This is a genomic window from Sphaerobacter sp., from assembly GCF_019683595.1.
Lineage (GTDB): Bacteria > Chloroflexota > Chloroflexia > Thermomicrobiales > Thermomicrobiaceae > Sphaerobacter.
Genome location: NZ_JADGHZ010000001.1, coordinates 1 through 21,064, shown reverse-complemented (window position 1 = coordinate 21,064; position 21,064 = coordinate 1). Strand labels below are relative to the sequence as shown.

The following is a 21,064-nucleotide window of genomic DNA, read 5'->3' as shown; positions in this document are numbered from 1 at the left end:
GCACGGATCACGGAACACGCAACACGCAAGTCGCATGACGGATGACATATGACGTGTGACTGCCTACCGCGCCCCCGCGGTAGCGGCGGCGAGCGTGTCCCAGAATTCGGGGAAGGTCTTGGCGACGCAGCCGGGGTCGGCGATGCGGATGCCCGGGGTGGCGCAGCCCAGGATGGCGAAGCTCATCGCCATGCGGTGGTCGTCGTACGTCTCCACCCGGCCGGGCCGGACGGCGCCGGGGTAGACCACGAGACCGTCCGGCATCTCCTCGACGCGCACGCCGAGGCGGCGCAACTCCGCGACGACGGCGGCGATCCGGTCCGTCTCCTTGGCACGGATGTGAGCCACGTTGCGGATGGCGACCGGCCCCGACGCGAGCGGCGCGATCGCGGCGAGCGTCTGCGCCGTGTCCGAGATGGCGTTCATGTCCACCTCGATGCCCGCGAGGCGCTTCGGGCCGCGCACCTCGGTGGCGTCGGCGGTCATCTCGACCGTGCAGCCCATTCGCTCTAAGACCCCGACGAAGCGCAGGTCACCCTGCTGTGACCGGCTCCCGAGGCCGGGCACGCGCACGCGTCCTCCCGTGACCGCCGCGAGGGCGAAGAAGTAGGAGGCTGCCGAAGCGTCCGGTTCGACCTGGTACTCGATGGCCCGGTAACCCTGTCCGCCGGGCACGACAAAGCGGCGGTAGCCCTCATTGGTCAACGTCGCGCCGAAGGCGGCCATCGTCGACGCGGTGAGGTCGACATAGGGTTTCGACACGAGATCACCCTCAATGTCGATGGTCAGGCCGTCCCTCGTGCAGGGACCGACCATGAGCAGCGCGCTGAGGAACTGGCTGCTCTCGCGGCCATCGAGCCGCGTGTGCCCGCCGCGGAGTCCATCCGCGCGGACCCGGACCGGCGGGCAGCCGGTTCCGTGGATCGACACGGCGTCGACGCCGAGCTGCCGAAGCGCGTCGAGGAGCGGCTGGATGGGGCGCTGGCGCATCCGTTCGACGCCGTCGAGGACGTACTCTCCGCGGCCGAGCGCGAGGAGCGCGGTCAGGAAGCGGGCGGTCGTCCCCGAGTTGCCGATGAAGAGCGATGCCGACGGCGCGGGGATCGTGCCACCGGCGCCGGCCACCGTGAAGGTGCGGTCCTCCGGCGAGGCGGAGACCCGGATCCCAAGCGCGTTGAGCGCCTCGGCCATGTAGTGCGTGTCGTCGCTGAAGAGCGCACCGCGGATGACCGAGGTGCCGTCCGCGAGGGCAGCGATCGGAAGCGCACGGTTGGTGTCGCTCTTCGACCCGGGCACCGCGACCTCGGCGTCGACCGGTGCGCGCACCGGTTGGATCTCGATCTCGTCGGGGTACCGGGGCGACTGCGCCACGCTCGCGGTCCGATCTACTTGAACTGGATATCCCAGTTGTACGGGATGTCGGGCGAGTTCCAGGGAATCCGGTATTCGTCGGGATCGTCCGGGTTGTAGGGCTCGGTCGGGAAGTTGAGTAGATAGCACGGCTCGTGACCGATGTTCTTGAAGCCGTGGAGCACCCCGGCGGGGATCTTCACGACGATGCGGTTGTCGTCGCCGATGAAGAACTCGTTCAGCTCACCGTAGGTCGGCGAGTCCTCCCGGATGTCGTAGAGCGGGACCTTGATCATTCCCTTGACGCAGGTGAAGTAGTCGGTCTGCTTCTTGTGGTAGTGCCAGCCGCGGATCACACCCGGGTAGCTCACCGAGACGTAGCACTGTCCGAACTGCTCGAAGAACGGGTCGTCGCGGCGGATCAGCTCGGTCAACGCCCCGCGCTCGTCCGCGTGCGTGATGAGCCGCTTGACCTCGACGCCGTGGATCACGACCGGTCCTCCCTCTCCTCAGGTATCGCAAGCGATGCCGCGCGGGGATTACTCGCAGCGGCGCGCGGCGCGCCGATTATAGCAAAGGGTGGCCTTACGGCCGCCGGTGGGCGACGAAGAGCATGATGGCGGAGTCGTCGTCGAAAGGGTCGAGCTCGTACGAGCCGTAGACCCCTTCCAGCACGAAGCCGGCCTGATCGAGCAGTCCCTCCATCTCAAAGCGGTGGATGTAGCGCATCGTGTAGCTGGTGACCGTCCGGCGGACCGCGCCACCGGGCTCGGTGTGGTCGTAGTAGAGGGTCGTCTCGATCCGCTGCTCGGCGGGGTAGACGCGGCGCGTGCTGAACCGGTCGACTCGCCCACCGCCGGGGAGCGGCCACTGGCCGTCCACCCGCAGGCCGTCCTCCATGGCGTGGAGGAGGGCGGGGGTGGGATGGAAAAGGTCGAGGATGAGGATGCCGTCCGGGTGAAGCACCCGGTGCACCTCCGCGAGCGCGGTCAACTGTCGCTCGCGGGTTTCGAGGTGGAGGAACGAGTTGATCGCGGCGAAGACCATGCGGAAGTGGTCGGCGGGGTAGGCGCTCAAGTCGGTCATGTCGTCGATGCGCAGCTCGACGCCGGAGATCCCGGCCTCCTCCAGCCGCGCTCGGGCACGGGCGATCATCGCGGGGGAATTGTCGATGCCGTGAACCTGGAGACCGGCTTTGGCGAGCGGCAAGAGGAGCCGACCGGTGCCGCAGCCGAGTTCGAGCACGGGGGAGCCGACGTAGTCGGCGTAGCCCAGGTAGAGTTCGACGTCGGCGTCGAACTCGTCGAACTCGAGGTCATAGAAGGGCGCGATAAGCGCGTACGCGTCTTCCATGCCCGAGATTGTACGGAGCACTCAACGCGGGCGGCAAACCGGCTTCAAACCTGGGAGAATCGGCGCCGCGATGGTAGACTGAGACGCTATGGCGAAGGCGAAGGCGCCGGCGGCGAGTGGGGGCGAGAAGGTCGTCGCCACGAACCGGAAGGCGTACCACGACTACCACATCGAAGAGGAGCTCGAGGCGGGCATCGCCCTGACCGGGACGGAGATCAAGTCAATCCGTGCCGGGCGGGTGAACCTGCGCGACGCCTACGCGCGAATCGAGAACGGCGAGCTGTGGCTGATCGGGATGCACATCTCGCCGTACGAGCATGCGGGCGGGTACTTCCAGCACGACCCGGACCGCCCGCGCAAGCTGCTGGTGCACCGCAACGAGCTCAACTACCTGAGGAACCGCGTCGAGGCGAAGGGGTACACGCTGGTGCCGCTGCGGCTGGTGCTGCGCAAGGGTCTGGCGAAGGTGGACATCGGCGTGGCACGCGGCAAGAAGACGTACGACAAGCGCGAGGCGATGGCCGAGCGGGATGCCCGTCGCGAGATGGAGCGCGCGTTGCGGCAGCGTTAGCTCGCATGGTATACTTTTCTGCGCACTGACGGGGATGTCTGGTTTCGACAGGGCCGTAGGCGCGAGGATTGCAAGCCGAGGTCGCCCCGGGACTCGTAAAAAGGGGCAAAGCCATAAACGGCAACGAGTCTTACGCTCTCGCCGCGTAATTAACTAGCGGCGACGTCCACCCCGACCCCACCCCGGCGGGTTGGGAGTGGGCGCCACAAGGCCGGGGTGCTGCTGGTCCGAGTGTCGGATAGGATCAGCCTAAGACCATCCGACTACCGCGACGAAACCCTGTCGGTGGGGGTTCGGCGCGGGATCCAAAACACCGACTAAGCTTGTAGTAGATCTTCGGCTGAAGGTTCTGGACGGGGGTTCGATTCCCCCCATCTCCACCGAGGAAAGGCCGGGCGTCGCGCCCGGCCTTCGTCATATTCAGCTCTCGGTGAGCCGCGCGAATCCACCGCCCCCACGCTGCCACTGTCGCGTCGCCCGGAGCGGCAACGGACCGCTCGCTGGTGGTTGCCCCAACGATCGGTCGGCACTCCTTGTCGGGGCGCGTCGATGTCCGCGCGGCTTACCGCTTCGCGAGCCGGAGCGATCGGCGGCAGTCGCTACTCCGCGATCTCCATGAGGTAGTCGTTGCCTTCGCGGCGGACGCGGAAGCGGCTGCCGCCGTATTGAATGACCTGGCCGTCCTGCACGTCGGACGGCAGGTTGACGATGCGCGAGCCGGCCGGGATCCGCAGCGCCCTGGGGCGCAGGTCGCGCTTCCCCGGTTCCGAAGCCCCGAAGGCCGAGTTCTCGCCGCAACGCGGGCAGTACCCCATGGAATCTCCTCTCGCTCCGGTCGTTGCTCTCCGTTCCTCATCCCGCCCTGGGAAAATGGCGAAGACACGGGTGGGGCCGCCGGAGGCACCGACATGCTGGGCGCGCCAACGACGATCGTCGCGCCCTTCGGCGGGATTGTACCCAGGTTGGCCAGGTTCTCAACGCCGTACTTCCCGGCGCCGAGCACGGTGACGTGGGTGGCGAAGTCGGCGCAGGGTACGTAGAGCCGAGACTGACGAGGTGGGATAGTTCCCAGGTGAGGAAGGATCGGGTCGATGAAGACAGGGCGCGGTTTCTCCCGACCGCGCCCTGTGTTTACGTGCATTGCGGGGATGCGTCAGTCCGCCGGGGCCGCGGCGGTGGCGGCCTCAGCCAGCGCGGCGCGGACCAGTTCGTAGTCGTGCTGGTTGATCTTGTGGACGTTGCCCTGGAAGGCGAGCGTCCAATTCTCGGCCGGCCACTTCTGGACATGCTCCATGCCGCGGGCAATCTCCTCGGCGGGGAGATACTGATCCTCGGGGAGGACGATGTCCGGCTCGATTTTGACGCGATACGGGTAGTCCTCGTCCTTCTTCTTCGGGTTGCTGCTCTTCCAGATGATGGTGTGGTCCTCGAAGTATTCCGAGGTCACGGTGGCGATCGCGGCGAACGCCTTTACGCCGGTAACGTAGTAGATGAACTTGTCGCCCGGGCGCATTTGCTCGGCCTTCTTGCGGTGGCGGCTCTTGATTCCCTGGATGGTGAACCCGTGCGCCCTAGTTGTGGCGAAGTTTTCGGGGGAACCGACGATGATCCAGTAGTTCGGTTCGGCCATGACGAATCTCTCCTCTCGTTGCGTCCTGCCCCGGATTATGCCATAGCTGTCCATGAATGGGTGCGTACGAATGCGGTGAGCCGCGGCAGCGTCCAGTGCGGGCAGGGCCGTTTCGCTACGGCGGTTGCGGTGCCTCCCGGTGTCCTGCATACTGACACTAGCGAGTGTCATCACCAGAGGAGTGTGGGCTATGGATAGGGCGGCTCTGCGCGAACGACTGGAAGCGGTCGTCGGCGCGAGTGGTGTGATCGCCGATCCGACCGACCTGCTCGTCTACGAATACGATGCGTCGGATGAGGCCATCGCCGGACGTCACCGCCCGGACTTCGTGGTGCTTCCGCAGTCGACGGCGCAGGTTGCGGAAGTCGTCCGCCTGGCGCGGGAGTATGGGCTCCCGGTCACGCCGCGCGGGGCCGGAACCGGCCTGGCGGGTGGAGCTATCGCCGCGCGCGGCGGGATCATGGTGGTCATGACCCGGATGAACCGGATCATCGAGATCAATGAACGCGACCGCTACGCCATCGTCGAGCCGGGCGTCATCAACCTCGAGCTCTCGAACACGACGACGCCGCGCGGCTACTTCTTCGCACCCGACCCCTCATCGCAGCGCGCCTGCACCATCGGTGGCAACGTCGCCAACAACTCGGGCGGACCGCATTGCCTGAAGTACGGAGTGACCTCGAACCACATCCTGGGCCTGGAGGTTGTGCTGCCGAGCGGAGAGGTGATCTGGACCGGTGGCCCGGCGCCGGAGTGGCCGGGGATTGACCTGACCGGGACGCTCGTCGGCTCGGAAGGGACGCTGGGAATCGTCACCAAGGTGATGGTGCGCCTGACCCGCAACCCGGAGGCGGTCAGCGTGCTCCTGGCGCCGTTCCCGACCATCGACACGGCATCGAATGCGGTCTCGGCCATCGTCGCGGCGGGCGTCCTGCCCGCGGCGCTGGAGATGATGGACCAGCTTTCGATTCAGGCGGTGGAGGCGGCGTTCCACGCCGGCTACCCGACCGATGCTGGTGCGGTCTTGCTCGTTGAGATCGACGGCCTCTCCGAGGCGGTCGCCGAGAGCGCCGATGCCATTGCCGACATCTGTCGCCAGCACGACGCGATGGAGGTGCGGGTGGCGGAGTCGGCCGAGGAGCGCGAGGCACTGTGGTTCGCGCGCAAGGCCGCCTTCGGCGCGATGGGCCGGCTCACCCCCAACTACTACCTCCAGGACGCGACCGTTCCCCGGACCAAGCTGCCCGAGACGCTGAGCTTCGTCGGTGAACTGAGCCGTGAGTACCGGCTGCGGATTGCTAACGTGTTCCATGCGGGGGACGGCAACCTGCACCCGCTCATCTTGTTCGACCGCTACGAAAAGGGTGCGATCGAGCGGGTACTCAACGCCGGGACGGATCTTTTGCAGTACTGTGTCGAGCGCGGCGGCACCGTCTCCGGCGAGCACGGAATCGGGCTGGAGAAGAAGGATTACCTGACGCTGATCTTCTCTCCGGATGACCTGGCAGCGATGGCAGGGCTGAAGCGCAGCTTCGATCCGCTTATGTACTTCAACCCGGAGAAGGTCTTCCCGACCTCCTTCTCCTGCGGCGAGGTGGCGGCAATCAAGGAGTCCGGCGTCCCGGTAGCCGGTGGACTGGGGCTGGAAGATGTCGTCTGAGCAGGAGCGTGACGTGCCGAACCTCGACGCGCTTCCCGCGGGGGTAGCGCGCCGTGACCCTCAGGACTATGCGGTCGATGGCGTGGTCCCGGCAGCAGCGCTTGCCCCGGCGACGGTCGAGGAGGTGAGCGCCTGCCTGGCGGCCGCCAACGACGCGGGGCTGGCGGTGATCCCCTGGGGCGGCGGCTCGCACATGGGGCTGGGCAACCTGCCGGCCGGCTACGACGTGGCCCTCGACCTGCGTGCCCTGGACGGGGTGGCGCACCACGAGCCGGACGACCTGACCATCTCGGTGCGGGCGGGCTGCACGATCGCCGAGCTTGACCGGCACCTGGCCGAGCACGGGCAGGTGCTGCCGATTGACGTCGCACGACCGGATCGAGCGACCATCGGCGGCGTTGTGGCTGCCGGGCTCGCCGGACCGCGCCGCTTTGGCTACGGCTCGCTTCGCGACCTCCTGATCGGCATCACCGTCGTGCTGCCGGCCGGCCGGATCGCCAAGGGCGGCGGCATGGTGGTGAAGAACGTGTCCGGCTTCGACATGATGCGCCTCTACTACGGTTCGCTCGGATCGCTGGCCGTGATCACCCAGGTGAACATGAAGGTGATCCCCAGGCCGCGTGCGCAGCGAAGCGTCGTCGCCCGCTTCCCCACGCTGGCGGCTGCGGTTGAGGCGGCTGAGGCGGTGCGCACATCGCAGCTCGCCCCGACGGCGATCGTGGTACTCGACGAAGGGGCCACGCGTCGCGCGGAATTGCCGGATGCGCGCTGGTCGCTCTGCCTGCGCTGCGAGGCGCCGCCGGTGGCGGTCGCCCGCCAGGCCGAGCGGATCGCGGCCGCGGTCCGCCATGGTGCGGAAGCGGCCGACATCGTGGAGAACGACGAGACCACCAGCCTCTGGCAGCGGATCGCGCTGGCGCTCGACGCGGCGCCCGCCGCGGACACGATCGGCGTGCGGGTGGGCGTGGCTCCGTCCCAGGTATCGGTCGTTGCCGAGGCTGCGATGAACGAGCTGGCGGCGCTCGACCTCGCCACGGAGATGACGCTGGACATGGGGAGCGGGCTCTGCTACATGCGGGCCTCCGGCGAGCCTGCGGTGCTGCGGCGTGCCTGGGAGGAACTGGCGCCCTTGGGCCTGCACGCGACGCTGCTGACCGCTCCGCACGGGGTCAAGACGGACACCGACGTGTTCGGCCGGCGGCCGGCCGGGTTCGACACGATGCGTGCCCTCAAGGCCGAATTTGACCCGCGCGGCACGCTAAATCGGGGGCGGTTCATCGGCCACCTCTAACACGTAGCACGAGCGACACCAGCCGAACGGGCGTACGGGACGAAGGAACGGAACGATGGCGACCACTGCACCAGCGAGCGAGTTGCGCGGATTCGCGGGGCACGATGTCCCCAGTACGGAGGTTATTCGCTCGTGCGTCCACTGCGGCCTCTGCCTCCCCTCGTGCCCGACCTATGTGATCACCCGGCGCGAGCGCTCGTCCCCACGGGGCCGAATCTGGCTGATGAAGGAGGTCAGCGAAGGCCGGCTGGACCTGCTCGACCCGCTCTTCGAGGAAGAGATGTATCTCTGCCTCAACTGCCGGGCCTGTGAGGCGGTTTGTCCCTCCGGCGTGAAGTACGGTGAGATCCTGGAGGCGTCGCGGGCGCAGATCGAGCAGGCGCGCAAGAGCACTCCCAAGGCACGGGTGCTCCGCAAAGTCGTCTTCGGCGGGGTCTTCACCGACATGCGCCGCTTCCGCGCCCTCAGCACCGGGCTGCGGCTGTACCAGCGCTCGCCGCTCCCCCGCATCGCCAAGCGCAGCGGTGTGCTCAAGCTGCTCGGCCTCGATCAGGCCCACGAGCTGATGCCGCGAGTGAGCGACCGCTTCGTCGTGCCCAAGGGGGAGACGATCCCCGCGCAAGGCCAGTGGCGCGGGCGCGTCGGCCTGTTCACCGGCTGCATTATGAGCACGGCATACGCCGAGATCCACGAGGCGACGATCCGTGTGCTGACCCGCAACGGCTTCGAGGTGACGCTGATCGACGGGCAGGGCTGCTGCGGGGCTCTGCACGTCCACCAAGGCGATCCCGACGGCGGTCGCGCACTGGCGCGGAAGAACATCGACGCGTTCGACAGCCCGTATCTCGACGCGATCATCGTCAACGCCGCCGGTTGCGGCGCGGCAATGAAGGAGTATGGGCACCTCCTCAAGGACGACCCGGAATACGCCGAGCGCGCGGCGCGCTTCGCCGAACGCGTGCAAGACGTCACCGAGTTCCTGGCGGCGAAGGGGCTGAGCGCGGAGCCCGGGCCGCTCCCGATGACCGTCACCTACCAGGAGCCGTGTCACCTGGCCCACGCGCAGCGGATCGCCAAGCAGCCGCGGCAGTTGTTGAAGGCGATCCCGGAGCTGAAAGTCGTCGAGATGCCGGAGTCGTCCCTCTGCTGCGGCAGCGCCGGGATCTACAACTTGCTCCAGCCGGACATGTCGAGCAAGCTGCTCGCGCGGAAACTCGACAACGCCCTCTCGACCGGAGCTGAGGCGATCGTGTCGGCCAACCCCGGCTGCATGCTCCAGCTCACCAGTGGGCTCCGCGCCCGCGGCGACAATCGGCCGGTGTTGCACCTGGTCGAAGTCCTCGACCGGGCCTACGCCGCGGCCGAGGCGCGCGCCTGATTTGGCGGCACCAGCTTCGAACGGTGGAACGTGCGAACCGGTTATTGGCTCGCCCAGTCGCCCCTGGGAGCGGGGTGGCTGAGCCACGCCCATCGATGCGTGCGGTCGGACGGTCCCGAAATCACCTGCTACACTTCGGCGCGGAGTCGGTCGGGGCGGGATGCCCCACGTGGAGGAGGAGTCCCACGTCCATGACGCTGCGCCGGTCACTTGTGGCTCTGCTCGTCGCCCTCGCCTTGATGATCCCGTTCACAGCACTCGCTGAAGACGCCACGCCAGGTGTATCCGAAGGGGCGGCCACGCCCGCCGCCACGCCTGGCGCCACGCCCCCCGCGACGGGGGACGGGGTCATCTCCGGCACGGTGAAGAACGGTACGCCCGGCGGCGGCAGCGTGGCCGGCCTGGAAGTGAAGCTCACCCGGTACCAGGAGATGCAGCCCACCGACGAGTACACCACGACGACCGGTGAGGACGGCTCCTACCGCTTCGAGAACCTACCGGTGAACGAGGGCGAGGGCTATATCGCGACCGTCAGGTACCAGGGCTATGACTACTACAGTTCGCTGCTGCTGCTGAGCGACCAGCCGCAGACGACTGCCGACCTGACCGTCTACGAGCCGACGGATGACCCGAGCGTCATCGAAATCGCCTCACGCGGCGTGATCATCGCCGGGGCTAACACGGAAGTGGGGGCCCTCGAAATATTCGAGATCGTCTCGCTCGACAACAGCAGCGACCGCGCGTACGTGGGACAGAACGGCACGGTGCTCCGCATCCCGCTGCCGCCCGGTGCGACGCAGATCATCCAGCAGCCGCAGTCCGGCTTCAACTTCGGCCAGCTCCGATACGAGGATGGCTACCTGATCACCACCGGCCTCATCACCCCCGGCAGCCACGATGCCATGTTCTCCTACCTCGTACCTTACCAGGGGACGAAGGCGACGCTGGAGATCGGGACCGCCCAGCCGACCGACGCGCTCAGCGTGCTGATTGAGGATGGCACCTATAACATCTCCTCGCCATCGATGCAGGATGCCGGGACGGCCAACATCGCCGGGACCGTGTACCACGTGATCTCAGCCCAGCAGCCGGTGGTCGGGGACGTCATCGCCGTCACCGTGGACGGCCTGCCGAAGCCCGGCTCTACGGACACCGACCGCGGTCCGTTGTACGCGGGCATCGCCGCGGTGGTGGGTCTGGCGGTTGCAGGCGTGCTCACGTTCCAGGCGGTTCGGGCTCGTCGCCAACCGGCCGAGGCGGCGAGCGACGCCGCACACGATCTGCCCGACGACCCCGAGAGCCTGGAAGCCGAGCGGCTGGCGCTCGCGGCGGAACTGAACAAGCTCGACGAGGAGCGGGCGAGAGGCGAGATCGACGAGGAAACGTACCAGGAGGAGCGAGCCGAGATCGTCGAGGAGCTGCGCGCCATCTCCCTCCGCATGCGCGGCCTGAAGGATTCCGGCGCCTGAGATCCTCAATGGGACGAGGAACGGAATTCGCCGTATCGTGTGAGCTCGGCAGCCGAGCACTGGGAAACCGCCTGTGCTACTATGCGCAGGCGGTTGTTTGTCGAGAGGGAGGAGGACGATTGTGGGTGCGTCGACGGGTGCGAAGCGTCGCCTGACCCCGGAGGATATCTACAACATCACGCTGGTTAGCGACGCACAGATCTCCCCCGATGGCCGATACGTCGCCTACACACAGACGATCCTCGACAAGGAGAAGAACGACTACCGATCGTCGATTTTCGTGGTGCCAGTCGATGGTGGCACGCCGCGCCGGTTCACGTCCGCCGACGCGCGGGATAGTTTCCCGCGCTGGTCGCCCGATGGGTCGCGGATCGCGTTCCTCTCGAACCGATCCGGCAAGTCTCAGGTCTGGACCATCTCGGTCGATGGTGGCGAGGCGACGCAGGTCACGGATCTTCCCGAGGGCGTGACCTTTTTTGCCTGGTCGCCGGACGGCTCGACCCTGGCCCTGGTGAGCAAGACCGAGGCAGCCCAACTCGAGAAGCGTGACGAGGATGAGGGCGAGGAGGAGAAAAGCGACGTAGTGCGGATCACCCGCATCCGCTTCCGCGCCGACGGCGTCTCGGGCTTCCTCGACGACAAGCACACGCACATCTGGTGCGTCCCGGCGGCGGGCGGCGACCCGTGGCAGGTGACGTCAGGTGATTTCAACGACGCCTGGCCCGTGTGGTCCCCCGGTGGGCACGAGATCGCCTTCGTCTCCAACCGCACGGAGGACCGCGAGTTCAACACGGTGAGCGAGATCTGGGCGGTCCCAGCCCGTGGAGGCGAGGCGCGGCCGATCGCGACGGGTAACGATGCCGACTTCGGCCGGCCCGTGTGGTCGGTCGACGGCGCGGCGATCGCCTTTGCGGGGCATCGTCAGCCGGAGTCGGGCGGCGCCATCGACTCCCAGGTGTGGGTCGCTGACGGTGGAACGATCCGGTGCCTCACCGAGGGGCTCGGGCGCACGGTTGGCGACGCCGGCATCAACGACACGTGCGCTCCGGCGAACCCCGGCCTCGCCTGGACTCCCGATGGTTGGATCTACTTCCAGGTGAGCGACAGCGGGAACACGCACGTGTACCGCGTGCCGGCTGCGGGCGGCGATCCGTCCCTCGTGGTCGGCGGCCAGCGGCGGGTGCTCGACTTCAGCGTGAGCCCGGACGGTAGCCGTATCGCCTTTGTGGCGGGCGACCCGCTCAACCCGTGCGACGTGTACGTCTGCCGCGCGAACGGCTCCGACGAGCGGCGGCTGACGGCGGTCAATGAGGAGTTCTTCAGCTCGGTCGCGCTCAGCGAGCCGGAGGAGTTCCGGGTTCCGAGCCACGCGGAAGACCGGGCGGAGATTCACGGCTGGGTGATGAAGCCGATCGGCTTCGAGCCGGGCCGGAAATACCCGATGGTGCTGGAGATCCATGGCGGGCCGCACGGGATGTACGCCAACCACTACTTCCATGAGTTCCAGCTCCTTGCGGCTCAGGGGTACGTCGTGGTGTACACCAACCCGCGGGGCAGCCAGGGATACGGCACGGAGTACGCCTCCTACACCCGCGCCGCCTGGGGTGAGAAGGACATGCCGGACCTCATGGCGGCCGTCGACTACGTCATCGAGCAGGGCTACGTCGATCCCAACCGTTTGGGCGTCACCGGCGGCTCGTACGGCGGCTACATGACCAACTGGGTGATCGGTCACACTGACCGCTTCAAGGCGGCCGTCACACAGCGCTGCGTGTCTGACCTCTACAGCTTCTTCGGCACCAGCGACATCGGGTTCCACTTCGGCGCGTACGAGTGGGGCGGGGTGCCGTGGGAGGCGCGGGAGACCTACGTGCGCCTGTCACCGATCACCTACGTCGAGAACATGAAGACGCCGCTGCTCATCATCCACAGCGAGGAGGACTACCGCTGCCCGATCGCGCAGGCCGAGCAGTTGTTCATTTCCCTGAAGAAGCTGGGGCGGGAGGTGGAGTTCGTCCGCTTCCCGAACGAGAACCACAACCTCTCGCGCAGCGGCAAACCCAAGCACCGGGTGGAGCGCCTTCAGTACATCCTGGGGTGGTTCCAGCGGTATCTGTGACGTAATACGTCATGCGTCATGCGTCAAACGTCTTCAGCGTTCGGTATTCAGCCCTTCTCCCCTCTTCCCTCGTGAGAAGGGGTCGGGGGTGAGGGGGACGTATGACGCATGACGAATCACGCCTCACTCCCCATCCCGCTCGGCCTGGATGAGGGCCTTGCCGGCTTCGAGGATGCGGCGGCGCTGGTTCTCGGTGAGGTCGCGGAGGGAGAGCCACTTTTCGAGCGCGGCCACGGGGTCGAGGGTCTCGTGGTCGCGCAACTCGATGCGAGGACGGACCTGGAGGTCGACGTCACGCACGACCTTTGCGACGTAGGCGGCGCCGCTCTGGAGGAGCATCCGGCGCACCTCGTCGATGCGCAGCAGCTCCTCCCGCTCGGGCGGCACCGCGATGAAGGCGCGGACGATCGCCCCGTCTAGATCGGCGGCGCGCTGCTCGATCTCGCGCTCGACATCGACCATCGGATCCTCATGCACCGCCTTGATCCGTAGGGTCACGAAGGGGCGTGACCGGACCGGCTGGAACGTCCATTCGACACGTCGTTCCCCGGCGGGGCCGGGCTGGATGTCGACCAGGACGAACCCCTTGTCCTCGCGTTCTTCCCCGAAGTCGATGCGCTCCAGGCTTCCGGCGTAGACGGTTGGCGGGCGCGCCGTGATCAACTGGTGCTGGTGGATATGGCCCAGCGCCACGTAGTCGAAGGCGCGCACGCGCAGCTCGTCCGTGTCGAGCACCAGATCCTCACCGAGCATGATCGACTGCTCCGACCCCAGGCGCGCACCCTCGATACTCAGGTGCGCGAGGAGCACGGCCGGTATCTCGGGATCGAGCTGGTCGACCAGGGCGCTGAGGATCAACGAGGTGGCTTCGGCCGCGGCGCGGCTCACGGCACCTGGGTCGGGGTTGCGCCGCTGCTCGGGGTCGAGCAATCGGTTACGCGAGAGCCAGGGGAGCGTGACCACCTGAAGCGGTCCGCCGCGGGTCTCCAGTCGGAGTACGTCCGGATCGCGCGCGACGTAGATGAAGGGGATGTCGAGCGTGGCATAGATGTCCATCGGCGTGGCGCGGGCGTCGATGCTGGGCAGGTCGTGGTTGCCGACGAGCAGCACGGTCGGGATCTCGGCCGCGGCCAGGCGGCGGATGCGCTTGGCGAACTCCCGCTGGATCGTCGGGCTGGGGTCGCGATGCTTGAAGGCGTCGCCAGCGAAGAGCACAGCATCGACCTGGTGCTCGATCGCGTGGTCGATGACCTGATCGAAAGCCGCGAGGTAGTCACGTACGCGGGTGGAGTACCCCAGCTTCGTGTCCAGGGTGCCGTAGTTCTCCATGCCGAGATGGAGGTCGGCGAAATGCAGGAGTCGCATGTGGCGCTATTCGTCCTCGTCAAAGCTGCGGTAGCGAGCCAGCAACTCGTGGCCGTCGATGGGCCGGATTTTGGAGGAGGCGCGTAGCTCGGCCATCAGGCTCGCGCGGTCGTACTGGCGGGTGCGGAGGAGCATCGGCATCGGGATGGCGTGGCCGACGATGAGGCACTGCTGGCGCGGCTCAAGGCTGGCAAGCATCCCACGGAGCTGGTTGCGGTCACCTACGCCGGTCAGGACGGCGTCGATGTCGCGCTGGTCGGCCAGGAGGCCGGTGATGCGCGTGCCGAGCTGGGAGAGCACGTCGGGGTCGATGCTGGACGGTCGCTGGTCGACGACCAGGAGCGTCACCGAGTACTTGCGCATCTCCCGGGCGATGGTGCCGAAGATCGACTGGCGGGCGGCCTCCGGGGTCAGGAACTTGTGCGCCTCCTCCAGCACGATCACCAGATGCCGCGGCTCCTGGCCGAACGCGCCGTCGGCCTGCGCGGCCAGGGCTTTCTCGGTGTAGCGCTGGTGGATGCGCCGGGTGACGATGTTGGCCACCAGCATGTAGTCGAGCAGCGAGTCGTGGCGGCCGAACTGGAGGATGATGTGGTTGCCCCGCTCGATGTGGTGGAGCATATCGTCCACCCAGGAGAACCCGGCTTCCTCGACGACGTAATCCCGCTTGCGGATCAGGGCCAGCTTCTGGCGCAGGGCGTCGACCGCGCCGGGGTGCGCCCCAGTTTGCTGGCAGAACTCGGCGACGTCCTCGGAATCCATCGCGAGCAGCCGCTGCATCCAGCGGCTCTTGAACGCCTGCTGGAGTTGGTGGGCGACGGCCGGGAAAGTCTCGCGGAGGTTCAACTCGTCGGCCAGGAGCTCGATATCTTCCGGCTCGATCTGATTCAGCCCGATGACGACGTCCCGGCTGCCGCCGGTCCGCTTGTCGAGCGTGTAGACCTTGACGCGCGACTCGCCGAAGAGCTCCACCAGCCCGGCGATCTCCGGGTCGCGCTTCGCGTAGGCATACTCGTCATGCATGTCGAAGATCAGCGCCGATGCGACATCGCTCTTGATTAGGCCGAAGAGCAGGAGGCGGGTCAGCACGCTCTTTCCGGTGCCGCTCTGGCCGAATATCCCGTTGCTCCGCTCGATGAACGCTTTCAGGTCGATCGGGATCGGGATGTCCATGGTGAGCGGGGTGCCGAGCGCGAAGCGCGTGTCGCCCTCCGATCCGAACACGAGGTCGAAGTCCTCCGGCCGGGCTTCGCGGAGGACCGCAAAGTGCATCGGAATGTTGCGTACGGGCCCGGGCGGGGCGCCGGTGAGCTTCGATGCGTTCTCGAGCATGAGGCTGGGGCGCACCTCGACCGTCGCATAGGTGTGCGTTCCGGCCAGGGCCTGGCGCACGAAGGGTGATCCGCCCGCGGGCGGGTGAGCCGTGAGCGATGGGTCGGTCACACGCAGCCGCATGTCGGCGATCAGGCTAAAATAACGGTTGTCGTTCCCTTCGAGGACGACGAAGCTGCCGACGCGCAGCGCCTCGGTGGGGCAATCCGGAGCCAGGCGAACCGTGAGGCCGCCGGTGAAGCTCCCCTCCGTCACGACGCCGAGTGGTTGCGACCGGACACCCATTTCATCTCCCTCGCGGTCGAGCCACGCGTACGTATAGAACGATTGTACCACCTGAGCGGGGATCAGATGCAGCACGAAACTGCCGGGCCAAGCGAGGCGGCTGAGGGCACGGTGTCGCGCCGTCATGACGCGCTGCACGCGCTGCTGGAGGCGATGCAGGAGCAGGGGGCACCCGGAGGGCAGACGCGCCTGCTCCTCGCCGCGATCGACTTCGGTGAGGCGGTGGCGGCCGACCACTGTCGCATGGAAGACGCCTTCGCCTTGTTGCTCGACGCCTGGCGGGAGGCGGACGTGCCGGCCGACCCGGCCGTGCTGGGCGCCACGGTGCGCGGCTACACCGACTATATGGTGCGCCTGCGTGGTTTGGTGCGGCGCGGCGGAACCGGGCCGCTGTCCAGCCACGTTGCGCGACTGGCCGGCCTGCACCGCATCAACCAGGCGGCGACCGCCAGCCTCGATCTGGAGGCGATGCTGCGGACCGTGGTCGATGTCGTGAAGCAGACGGTTGCGGCCGATTCCTGCTCGATCTTCCTCTACGACCAGACGAGCGGCACGCTCGTGCTTCGGGCCACGGTCGGCCTCAACCAGGAGGAGGTCGGCCAGCTCCGGCTGCCGCTTGGGGTAGGGATCACCGGTGAGGCGGCGGCAACGCGCCGCATCCTGGCCGTGGCCGAGGCTCGCTCCCATCCGGCGTACCTGGACCACCCGCGGATCGGCGATCAGATCTATACGTCGCAGGTGTCGGTGCCGCTGGCGCTCGGTGCTCCCGACCGGCTGGTCGGGGTGCTGAACATTCTCTCGGCAGCCCGGCGCGAGTTCGACGCCGACGAGCTGGCGTTCCTGGAGACGGCGGCCGGCGAGATCGCCATCGCCATTGAGAACGCGCGGCTGTACAGCGAGACCGACGCCCAACTCCGCCGCCGGATCAGCCAGCTCGCCACGCTGCAACAGATGTCGCGCATGGTGGCGTCGACGCTCGACCTGTCGGAGGTGTTGCGGCTGATCAGCCGCCAGACGGCGGAGTTGAGCCAGGCGACGGCGGCGGAGATCTACCGCCGGCCGCGGCACGACCCGACGCGGCTCGAACTGATGGCGCGTCACCCGTCGGATGACGCGGCGCCGGTGGCCGACCGGGCGGTCGTCGTGCCGGTGGTTGAGGAGGCGATGCAGACCGGGGCGGCCATCTGGCGCCGGCTGCCGGCGGAGGAACCGAGCACGTTCCTCTACGTCGTCCCGATGGTGACGGCACGCCGGGCGGTGGGGGCGATCTGCGTCTACCTTGGCGAACGCCCGCAGGACGCTCAGGACATGCAAGGGCTGCTCGATGCGTTCTCCGACTCGGCGGCGATCGCGATCGAGAACGCCGAGCTGTACGAGGAGGCGCTGCGGGGCTTCACGCGTGCCTCGACCCTGCTGCAGGAGATGCACCACCGGGTGCGCAACAACCTGCAGATGGTCGCGGCGCTGCTCTCGATGCAGGCGCGGCATGCCGCCGATGAGGGGTGGACCCAGCCGCTGCAAGAGGCCGTCAGCCGGATCCGGAGCATCGCTGCGATCCACGACCTGCTCTCGAGCGGGAACCTGCGCGAGACGACGGTGGAGCGCATCGCCAAGCACGTGGTGGACGAGGCGATCATCAATGTCGTGCCGCCGGGAACACAGGTGAACTTCGTCATCGAGCCGTCGCCGGTGCACGTCCCGTCCCGGCAGGCGACGGTGCTCGCTCTCCTCATCAATGAGTTCCTGGCTAACGCGGTGGTGCACGGTGTGGCTCGGCGCGAGCGCGGTGAGGTCATCATTGGCGTACGGTGCGACGGCGACGAGGCGGTGCTGGAGGTGTGCGACGACGGCGTCGGGCTGCCGGAGGGCTTCGACCCGGTCCGCAGCGCCGGGCTGGGCCTCCAGATCGCCCGGACGCTCGTCGAGGTGGACCTGCACGGCTCGCTCCATCTGCGTGCCCGCGAGGGTGGCGGCACCGTGGCCTGCGTGCGTTTCCCCCTGCCCACCGGCGGTGAATCCGCGTGAGCGCGCGGGGGATGCGTCGGCTTGACCTCGGTTGCTACCGGCTCTCATAATCTGCGGAGTGACAAAGCTGTGACCTGGCCGTCCGTAGCGGACGGCGATTGCCGGGAAGGGAGGCGGAGGGTTGGCCGGAACGGAGACAGCGACTGGTGCGCCCTGGGCGGTGATCCTCGGCGCGTCGAGCGGCTTTGGCGCGGCGACCAGCCGTGAGCTGGCCGCGGCTGGATTCAACATCTGCGGAGTGCACCTGGATCGGCGGAGCACCTTGCCCCAGGCTGAAGCGGTGATCGCCGATGTCCAGGCGGCCGGGCGCGAAGCCGCCTTCTTCAACGTGAACGCGGCCGATCCCGAGAAGCGCGCCGAGGTGATTCAGGCGCTCAAGGATCGTGGGGCGCGCGTCCGCGTGCTGATGCATTCGCTGGCGTTCGGCACCCTGCGCCGCTACATCGAGCCCGATCCCGCTCAGCAACTGACCCAGAAGCAGCTCGAGATGACGCTGGACGTCATGGCCAACTCCCTCGTCTATTGGACGCAGGACATCTTCCACGCCGGGCTGTTCGACCAGGACGCCCGCATCTTCGCCATGACTAGCGAGGGGTCCACCCGCGTCTGGGCCGGTTACGGGGCGGTGTCGGCGGCCAAGGCGGCATTGGAGGCACACATCCGCCAGCTCGCGGTGGAGCTTGCGCCGCACGGCATCGCGGCCAACAGCATCCAGGCCGGCGTGACGCCGACGCCCGCGCAGTCGAAGATCCCCGGTGCGGAGGAGATGCTGGAGGGTGCCAAGGCGCGCAACCCTGGTGGCCGCGTGACGACGCCGGAGGACGTGGCGCGGGCCATCCGCGTGCTCAGCACGCCCGGTATCGGCTGGATCACTGGAAACGTGATTCGCGTCGACGGCGGCGAGGCGATCGTCCCGTAGATCCGCGAGGGTAGTTCCTCCACGGTATCAAGAGTTCTCACTCGAATATCCGGCAGGGCGGCGGCCATGCTGCGGCCGCCGCTCGGCCTTCCGGTAACCCTCGCACGGCTGCCAGATGCGACGGAGGCTGCCCGCGGGCGATTGTGACGGGTAATCCGCTACGACAACCCGACCGTGAATCGCAGCGCGCTGTCCGGCACCTGGAGAACGGCGCCGGAGCCCCACTGCAATGTCTCGATCTCCAGCGTCAGGTGCCGGGCCTCGGGATCAAGCTGCGGGGTGAACGGGCAGATGAGACGCCAGGAGAAGAGCTCGGGTGGCTTGCCACCGCCGCTCCCAGCAGCGGGCCACGCATCGTAGACCCCACCTCGATCGTCCACTGCGCGCCAGGTAAGGCGGGGAAATCCTCCCCGGCCTTCCCAATCCAACCTGGCGACGGCCTGGAATCGATCCCGGTACAACTCGATTGAATAGACGGTGACGCCGATGTCGTGGAACTGCCGGTGCTGTCCAACCGGGATGACGCGCACGACACTGGAGTCAGGATCGCCCATCGCGGTAGCGCCCTGATCAAGCGGGAACGTGAAACGCCACGGACCCCCGAGGACCCCGTCCGCTGACCATTCGGTGGCATCCGCCGCCCACGAAACCGCTCTGGCAAGGAGCATCTCGATCGTGAGGGACTGTGCCGCGAAGTCGAGTCCCGGCGCGACGGTAGCGACCAAATGCATGCTTGCGCCCCCGGGGCCGCCACTCCCGCTCGCGGCACGGAGCATGGCCGGGTGGCGCGTCCCTGCGTCGTCAATCGCCGAGAGGGCAGGTATCCCATTGACGATCGTCACTGTTGCGGTGGGGTCTTGCTCCAGGAGCATGACGATGTTGGTCCCGCGATCGTAGTACTCGATCGACAAGAGGGTAGCACGCAAGCCCTCGGTCGCCTGTGTCCGGCAAACCGGGCGCACCTCGCGCAGGTGTGGATGGCGGAGATGTTCATAGTCGAGGGCCGGGTCTGGTGCTGCAGGCATGGCTCACTCTCCGCAAGATGTCAGTTGGCTTTCGTGCATTGCGATACTATGGACGATCCTAGCGTATGAACAAACGAGCGGGAATCCTATCCGGTGGCGGATTGCGCATCGCAGCTCCGGTGACGGTTGCCCGACTCGGAGCACGACGCTCCGACCTCGGACCTAACTACTAACTTCACCGAGGCGGCGCTCGAGCAGCTCCCAGTCGATCAAGCTGATGATCAGATCGCGGTGCACCTTCGGGCCGAGCACGCCGACGACGATGCTTCCATTGGGGGTGTTCTCCACGGCGATGCTGGTGTCGGTTGTCTCAATCAGCGAGCGGGCCGCAGTCTGCGGCTGCGACGAAGCGGTCGACGGCAGTACCGCTGGTCGCGGGGTCAGGACGACGACAACGATGGTGTCGTTGGAGGCATAGAGCTTGTAACTCGACTGGTCCGGACTGCGAGCGACCGATGCGGCCGCGTAGGGGCCGCCGGGTAGCGCCGCGAGGAATCCGTCGCGAGGGCGGTCGAACGCGGCACGGGGTGGGGCGGAAACGCCGACGGTCAGCACCTGCAATGCCGTGTAGCCGCCGCCGGCCGTCACCGGAACGAGCGGGACCAACCCAACCGTCGACGGCGGCGCGGTGTAGACGACAAGGGCGTAGTTCCCGAAGTTGGCGACGAGCCGGTAGGTAACGTCCGTAGGGGAAGCATCCACGGTTCGAACTCGCTCGTCGACGACGTGATGCAGCGTCGGATCGAGGTTCACGCTCACGAGGTGCTGCCACATCGGTTCTGCGGATATCACGGCCCGCCTGTCGTCCCGGATCGGATCGGCACATGCGGCGAGCATGAGTGTCGCAGTGCAGACGAGCGCGAGTCCGGCGCTCCACCATCGCTGCATCATCGTCACCACTGATACGGTGCGGGCCGTTGGGGCACGCTGCGAGGCGTACCTCAGGTGTAGCGCGTTCTACGTCATGTCGAACCGGGCGCAGTCGACCATAACCGACGTGCGAGCGACACTCGATCCCATCCAGCGCTCGGTTCCTGTTGCTGAATTGTCTTAGACGTCGAAGACGAGCACATTGTACATCAGGTTCGCGATGATGCGAAGGATCTTGCCCAAGGGCACGTAGATCCCGGACGTTGATGTAATCTTGAGACGCCTGATTTCCGATGACAGCGAATCCAACGCCTCTGTGGTCGGTGCCGTGGAGGCGTCATGTGCCGATCCCTCCTCCCGAGGTTGTCCGTACCCTTGCCGGGAGGGGTGGGGGCGGGTATGATAAAGTCCTGGTCGTGCTT

General features: G+C 67.2%; 18 protein-coding genes, 1 other RNA gene and 1 pseudogene. 10 read left to right on the top strand and 10 right to left on the bottom strand.

All coding sequences use genetic code 11. The features are described from left to right. Positions 1–63 precede the first annotated feature (63 nt). The 3 genes from aroA to IRZ30_RS00085 all read right to left on the bottom strand — a co-directional run bounded on the left by aroA (position 64) and on the right by IRZ30_RS00085 (position 2,703). Positions 64–1,371, bottom strand: coding sequence for a 3-phosphoshikimate 1-carboxyvinyltransferase (gene aroA, locus IRZ30_RS00095; protein ID WP_294081646.1), 1,308 nt, complete (start codon positions 1,369–1,371; stop codon positions 64–66). A 14-nt stretch (positions 1,372–1,385) separates the two neighbouring features. Next, the gene (locus tag IRZ30_RS00090; protein ID WP_294081644.1) at positions 1,386–1,841 is read right to left on the bottom strand and encodes a dTDP-4-dehydrorhamnose 3,5-epimerase family protein; all 456 of its coding nucleotides are present in this window, start codon (positions 1,839–1,841) and stop codon (positions 1,386–1,388) included. Between the two features lie 94 nt (positions 1,842–1,935). Beyond that, positions 1,936–2,703 (bottom strand): class I SAM-dependent methyltransferase, encoded by a 768-nt coding sequence (locus IRZ30_RS00085; protein ID WP_294081642.1) that lies wholly within the window; start codon positions 2,701–2,703, stop codon positions 1,936–1,938. 88 nt (positions 2,704–2,791) lie between these two features. On the opposite strand from IRZ30_RS00085, the gene smpB reads away from it, so the two are divergent. Beyond that, on the top strand, positions 2,792–3,274 hold the full coding sequence (gene smpB / locus IRZ30_RS00080) for an SsrA-binding protein SmpB (RefSeq protein ID WP_294081640.1): 483 nt from the start codon (positions 2,792–2,794) through the stop codon (positions 3,272–3,274). Positions 3,275–3,304: 30 nt separating this feature from the next. After that, positions 3,305–3,657, top strand: a transfer-messenger RNA (tmRNA) gene (ssrA, locus tag IRZ30_RS00075). A 216-nt stretch (positions 3,658–3,873) separates the two neighbouring features. Here the strand turns inward: ssrA and IRZ30_RS00070 are convergent. From IRZ30_RS00070 to IRZ30_RS00065, 3 genes and pseudogenes are all read right to left on the bottom strand, one after another. Continuing rightward, positions 3,874–4,089 carry a hypothetical protein gene (locus IRZ30_RS00070; RefSeq protein ID WP_294081638.1) on the bottom strand — a complete coding sequence of 72 codons (216 nt, stop codon included), beginning with the start codon at positions 4,087–4,089 and terminating at the stop codon, positions 3,874–3,876. A 51-nt stretch (positions 4,090–4,140) separates the two neighbouring features. Further along, positions 4,141–4,298, bottom strand: a pseudogene (locus tag IRZ30_RS17125) (cyclase family protein); the annotation flags it as partial. A 129-nt stretch (positions 4,299–4,427) separates the two neighbouring features. Continuing rightward, on the bottom strand, positions 4,428–4,904 hold the full coding sequence (locus IRZ30_RS00065) for an EVE domain-containing protein (RefSeq protein ID WP_294081636.1): 477 nt from the start codon (positions 4,902–4,904) through the stop codon (positions 4,428–4,430). Positions 4,905–5,094: 190 nt separating this feature from the next. Here IRZ30_RS00065 and IRZ30_RS00060 point away from each other — a divergent pair, with 190 nt between their 5' ends. The 5 genes from IRZ30_RS00060 to IRZ30_RS00040 all read left to right on the top strand — a co-directional run bounded on the left by IRZ30_RS00060 (position 5,095) and on the right by IRZ30_RS00040 (position 12,821). Beyond that, entirely contained in the window at positions 5,095–6,564 is a 1,470-nt protein-coding gene (locus IRZ30_RS00060) for an FAD-linked oxidase C-terminal domain-containing protein (RefSeq protein WP_294081634.1), read from the top strand. After that, positions 6,554–7,855, top strand: a complete 1,302-nt coding sequence (locus IRZ30_RS00055; RefSeq protein WP_294081632.1) for an FAD-binding oxidoreductase — start codon at positions 6,554–6,556, stop codon at positions 7,853–7,855. The genes IRZ30_RS00060 and IRZ30_RS00055 overlap by 11 nt, the downstream gene beginning before the upstream one ends. A gap of 55 nt (positions 7,856–7,910) precedes the next feature. Continuing rightward, a complete protein-coding gene (locus IRZ30_RS00050; RefSeq protein WP_294081630.1) occupies positions 7,911–9,233 on the top strand; it encodes a heterodisulfide reductase-related iron-sulfur binding cluster in 1,323 nt (440 codons plus the stop codon). 191 nt (positions 9,234–9,424) lie between these two features. Beyond that, positions 9,425–10,702, top strand: coding sequence for a carboxypeptidase regulatory-like domain-containing protein (locus IRZ30_RS00045; protein ID WP_294081626.1), 1,278 nt, complete (start codon positions 9,425–9,427; stop codon positions 10,700–10,702). A 121-nt stretch (positions 10,703–10,823) separates the two neighbouring features. After that, positions 10,824–12,821 (top strand): S9 family peptidase, encoded by a 1,998-nt coding sequence (locus IRZ30_RS00040; protein ID WP_294081624.1) that lies wholly within the window; start codon positions 10,824–10,826, stop codon positions 12,819–12,821. 123 nt (positions 12,822–12,944) lie between these two features. Here IRZ30_RS00040 and IRZ30_RS00035 read toward each other — a convergent pair whose 3' ends face one another. Both IRZ30_RS00035 and IRZ30_RS00030 read right to left on the bottom strand, forming a co-directional pair. Beyond that, a complete protein-coding gene (locus tag IRZ30_RS00035) occupies positions 12,945–14,186 on the bottom strand; it encodes an exonuclease SbcCD subunit D (protein WP_294081623.1) in 1,242 nt (413 codons plus the stop codon). 6 nt (positions 14,187–14,192) lie between these two features. Next, positions 14,193–15,803, bottom strand: a complete 1,611-nt coding sequence (locus IRZ30_RS00030; protein ID WP_294081621.1) for an ATP-binding protein — start codon at positions 15,801–15,803, stop codon at positions 14,193–14,195. A gap of 66 nt (positions 15,804–15,869) precedes the next feature. On the opposite strand from IRZ30_RS00030, the gene IRZ30_RS00025 reads away from it, so the two are divergent. Both IRZ30_RS00025 and IRZ30_RS00020 read left to right on the top strand, forming a co-directional pair. Further along, positions 15,870–17,828, top strand: coding sequence for a GAF domain-containing protein (locus IRZ30_RS00025; RefSeq protein WP_294081620.1), 1,959 nt, complete (start codon positions 15,870–15,872; stop codon positions 17,826–17,828). A 121-nt stretch (positions 17,829–17,949) separates the two neighbouring features. Beyond that, complete coding sequence (locus IRZ30_RS00020) at positions 17,950–18,747, top strand: SDR family oxidoreductase (protein ID WP_294081618.1); 798 nt, start codon at positions 17,950–17,952, stop codon at positions 18,745–18,747. 158 nt (positions 18,748–18,905) lie between these two features. Here IRZ30_RS00020 and IRZ30_RS00015 read toward each other — a convergent pair whose 3' ends face one another. Together IRZ30_RS00015 and IRZ30_RS00010 are read right to left on the bottom strand one after the other, a co-directional pair. Next, a complete protein-coding gene (locus IRZ30_RS00015; RefSeq protein WP_294081616.1) occupies positions 18,906–19,772 on the bottom strand; it encodes a hypothetical protein in 867 nt (288 codons plus the stop codon). A gap of 162 nt (positions 19,773–19,934) precedes the next feature. Further along, entirely contained in the window at positions 19,935–20,564 is a 630-nt protein-coding gene (locus IRZ30_RS00010; RefSeq protein WP_294081614.1) for a hypothetical protein, read from the bottom strand. 55 nt (positions 20,565–20,619) lie between these two features. Between IRZ30_RS00010 and IRZ30_RS00005 the strand changes: the two genes are divergently transcribed. Further along, a complete protein-coding gene (locus IRZ30_RS00005; protein ID WP_294081612.1) occupies positions 20,620–20,826 on the top strand; it encodes a hypothetical protein in 207 nt (68 codons plus the stop codon). The last annotated feature ends 238 nt before the right edge of the window (positions 20,827–21,064 follow it).